5 protein-coding genes are annotated in these 3,211 nt (G+C 41.3%); 4 read left to right on the top strand and 1 reads right to left on the bottom strand.

What is annotated here, in order from left to right:
* Positions 1-172 precede the first annotated feature (172 nt).
* The 4 genes from C7Y69_RS20805 to C7Y69_RS22000 all read left to right on the top strand — a co-directional run bounded on the left by C7Y69_RS20805 (position 173) and on the right by C7Y69_RS22000 (position 1,548).
* A complete protein-coding gene (locus C7Y69_RS20805; protein ID WP_014951206.1) occupies positions 173-556 on the top strand; it encodes a MerR family transcriptional regulator in 384 nt (127 codons plus the stop codon).
* A 77-nt stretch (positions 557-633) separates the two neighbouring features.
* Entirely contained in the window at positions 634-978 is a 345-nt protein-coding gene (locus tag C7Y69_RS20800) for a mercuric transporter MerT family protein (RefSeq protein ID WP_014951207.1), read from the top strand.
* A 32-nt stretch (positions 979-1,010) separates the two neighbouring features.
* Complete coding sequence (gene merP / locus C7Y69_RS20795; protein WP_014951208.1) at positions 1,011-1,286, top strand: mercury resistance system periplasmic binding protein MerP; 276 nt, start codon at positions 1,011-1,013, stop codon at positions 1,284-1,286.
* A 49-nt stretch (positions 1,287-1,335) separates the two neighbouring features.
* Positions 1,336-1,548 carry a GDCCVxC domain-containing (seleno)protein gene (locus C7Y69_RS22000; RefSeq protein WP_080589192.1) on the top strand — a complete coding sequence of 71 codons (213 nt, stop codon included), beginning with the start codon at positions 1,336-1,338 and terminating at the stop codon, positions 1,546-1,548.
* Positions 1,549-1,578: 30 nt separating this feature from the next.
* On the opposite strand, the gene C7Y69_RS20785 is transcribed toward C7Y69_RS22000, so the two are convergent.
* A complete protein-coding gene (locus C7Y69_RS20785; RefSeq protein ID WP_024016316.1) occupies positions 1,579-3,099 on the bottom strand; it encodes an ISNCY family transposase in 1,521 nt (506 codons plus the stop codon).
* Between the last annotated feature and the right edge of the window lie 112 nt (positions 3,100-3,211).

The following is a 3,211-nucleotide window of genomic DNA, read 5'->3' as shown; positions in this document are numbered from 1 at the left end:
CTAGTGTGATTACCAAGGGATTATGTCGGTCTAATTACCGAGCGACTTTGTCGCATTTAAGGTAACAGTTAGTATTATCCACTTCAATAAATATGCAAATATTTCCTTTGAAGCATGAGTTAATTAGACGTTTTGTATATTATTGAATTAACCAGAATATTAAAGGTAGCCAATGTATACAATCAGTAAACTCGCCAAAGAGGCAAATGTTGGTGTAGAGACCGTTCGTTTCTATGAACGCAAAGGCTTACTTGAACAACCCATCAAACCGATACAGGGATACAGGCAATATACAGAACAAGCACTTTCAAGACTATTGTTCATAAAGCGTGCACAGTATTTAGGTTTTACATTGGCGGAAATATCATCATTATTAATATTAAGTGCTAGTAATTGTGAAGATGTTCAGCAACTCGCTGAGCAAAAGCTTGCAGTAATTGAAGATAAGTTAAGAGATTTGCTTAACCTTAAAGACAGCCTTGTCTCGCTCATTTCAGACTGTAAAACTAATCCAAGTGATAAAGATTGCCCAATCATTCAGTCACTTCAACCGTAAAATGACTCATCACTTGACTCCGTACCCATATACGGAGTTTATGCTGTGCTTAAAAGAACAGTGTAATAAACGTAAATATGGCAAAAAGTAGTCAACTATCAATCTTAGGCGGGCTTGCCGCAGCAATCGGTGCAAGTGCCTGCTGTGCCGGGCCTCTTGTTTTACTTTTATTGGGTATAAGTGGTTCATGGATTAGTCATTTAACACTCTTAGACCCTTATCGTCCTATTTTTATATTCGTGGTTGTAGTTTTATTTGGCTTTGCTGGGTGGAAGATACATCAGCCTGTTGAAAACTGTGCGGATGACGAGGCTTGTGCAGTCCCAAAGGTAAGAACACGACGAAAAGCAGTATTTTGGTTTACCACACTGTTGGCGTTTGTTTTTGTTACCAGCAACTACTGGATCATATGGGTCGTGTAGGTGCTACCACTTAACTCTAATTGGAGAGAAAAATGAAGAAGTTATTGATTACAACTTTATTGTTGATAAGCAGCACGGCGACGTTTGCAAAAGATGTAACTGTTACGTTAGAAGTTCCGTCTATGGATTGTGTAACGTGCCCGATAACAGTAGAAAAAGCACTTGAGCGCGTTAAAGGCGTTAAACAAGTGGAAGTGACATTTGAAAATAAACTTGCTGTTGTAACATTTGACGATGAGATAACAAATCCTGATGCACTAACAAAGGCTACAAAGAATGCTGGTTATCCTTCATTAGTGAAGTCGTAAGGCCGTCGCTAGTTGAACGATATTGAAACCCTCAGAGGAACACAAAACTATGGCGAAAATAGAACTCTCATCGACGATTACTTGCCCACATTGCGATTACAGCCAGCAAGAAGAAATGCCAACCACTGCATGCCAATTTTTTTATGAATGCACTAAATGTAAAACACTGCTAAAGCCTTTGAGCGGCGACTGCTGCGTTTATTGCTCATATGGAACAGTGAAGTGCCCTCCAATTCAAGAGGGCAACAGTTGTTGTAATTGAAAAGTAGTCAGTTAAACAACTGGCTATTTATTATGCTGATTCATGCAAAGCTAGTGATCTCTCAATTCTCAGTGCGGTTGTATTCATATCATTTCTCAACCACATACTGCGCACGCCATTTGGGCTAACATCAATGCCTAATGCTTCTGTTAGCTTATGTGCCACCTTCTGCTGACCAAGGTGAGGATGTTCAAGAGAGAACTCGATTACCGCTTTCTCGATTTCCATATCTACACAGTTTTTATGCCGTATGTTAGGCGTTTCTTGCCGTTTTAGCGCATCAGGGCCACCTCGCTTAACCATTCTTAAGTGCCGATGAATAGTGTCTCGTGAGACGCCACTTTGGCGTGATGCAGCACTGACGCTTCCGAGCTTTTCGATTAACGCTAATACTTCAAGTTTCTTCTGTACTGCCAAGTCTTCTGATGCCAGTTTGCTTGGCTCATTAACTTCCGAGATCTTCAGTTTGCGACCAGCGAAGTGAGCGGTAAACCCTTTTTTACTCGTGTTCCTTATCTCGATTTTCTGATTGGCAATGGAGTGCTTGAGCGGTGAATCAATGAGGTAGAATTTGTTGCCATAACTGAAGGTATGGTCGTTACGTATTTTACGATGGTCTTTAATGACGCAGATATCATCAAGGTTGATGTGTTTTGACAGAGGCGTAAATTCAGGTGCTTGCTTTGATTTCACTTGGACTTTCGACTGCCAGAACTGCGGAATGAAGACATGCTTAAGGTAAGCATTGGCAGCGGCGATATCGTTGATATTGTTCAACCTAAGTTCGGGCACCAACCTGTCTTGGAAGGTTTCGAACGCTCGTTCAACGCGCCCTTTACCTTGTGGGGAATTGGCAAAGATAATTTCAATGCCCAGCTCCTCACAAGCGCGTTGCATTTGTGAGAAGTTACAACGCTTAGGCCCACCATAGATTCCGGCTCTGTCCACATAAAGTGTTTTAAACACACCTTTCTTTTCAAGGCAGTCACGCATGACTTTCAAACATCCAACGGTGGTCTCTGATGGGAAGAATTCAGCATAAACTTCACTGGTGGCATCATCTATCATCGCAATGAGACAATGCTTTTTGTTACCAAACCAACGGTGCGGACTACCATCCATTTGCATCATTAAGCCCGGTGCGGCCATACGTTCTCTGCGTTTACGAACATGGCTACGACGACGCTTAGCTCGCTTTACATGATGAATATCGTGCGCCCAACCACGTAAGGTCTCACGCTTAACAACAATGTGTTCATTCTCAGCCAACTGCTCGGCTAAGTGCAGTAAATTCAAATCAAAATACTTATCCTTAATTAACGCTTGAACGGCTTTTTTTATCGAAATAGGCGTTTTATTCGGGGGTGATTTACCGCAATTACCATGCACCACAAACTGAATACCGACTTCTTGATAGCGTTTTATATAGCGTTCAATTGAACGTCGGGATTTATTGAGTAACTTGGTAGCATTGGCAATCGATATTTTACCTTCAACCACTTTAGCTATTATATCAACGGTGAGTTGAGCTTTAGAATCCATCACAATCATCCTCAACATGCCTTCTAGTATTCAAAAAACAAAACACTAACAGGCACATAAAAAAATGACCGACAGAATCGCTTGGTAATTAAGATACGACAAAGTCGCTTGGTGTTAACAA

This window comes from Alteromonas sp. KS69 (assembly GCF_003989595.1).
In the GTDB taxonomy this organism is placed as follows: Bacteria; Pseudomonadota; Gammaproteobacteria; order Enterobacterales; family Alteromonadaceae; genus Alteromonas; species Alteromonas naphthalenivorans.
This window is presented reverse-complemented; position numbering and strand designations above follow the sequence as displayed.

Excerpts from the sequence above, each read along its gene's own strand:
- C7Y69_RS22000 (WP_080589192.1), top strand. The coding sequence starts at position 1,336 with ATGGCGAAAATAGAACTCTCATCGACGATTACTTGCCCACATTGCGAT.
- merP (WP_014951208.1), top strand. The coding sequence starts at position 1,011 with ATGAAGAAGTTATTGATTACAACTTTATTGTTGATAAGCAGCACGGCG.
- C7Y69_RS20800 (WP_014951207.1), top strand. The coding sequence starts at position 634 with ATGGCAAAAAGTAGTCAACTATCAATCTTAGGCGGGCTTGCCGCAGCA.
- C7Y69_RS20785 (WP_024016316.1), bottom strand. The coding sequence starts at position 3,099 with ATGATTGTGATGGATTCTAAAGCTCAACTCACCGTTGATATAATAGCT.
- C7Y69_RS20805 (WP_014951206.1), top strand. The coding sequence starts at position 173 with ATGTATACAATCAGTAAACTCGCCAAAGAGGCAAATGTTGGTGTAGAG.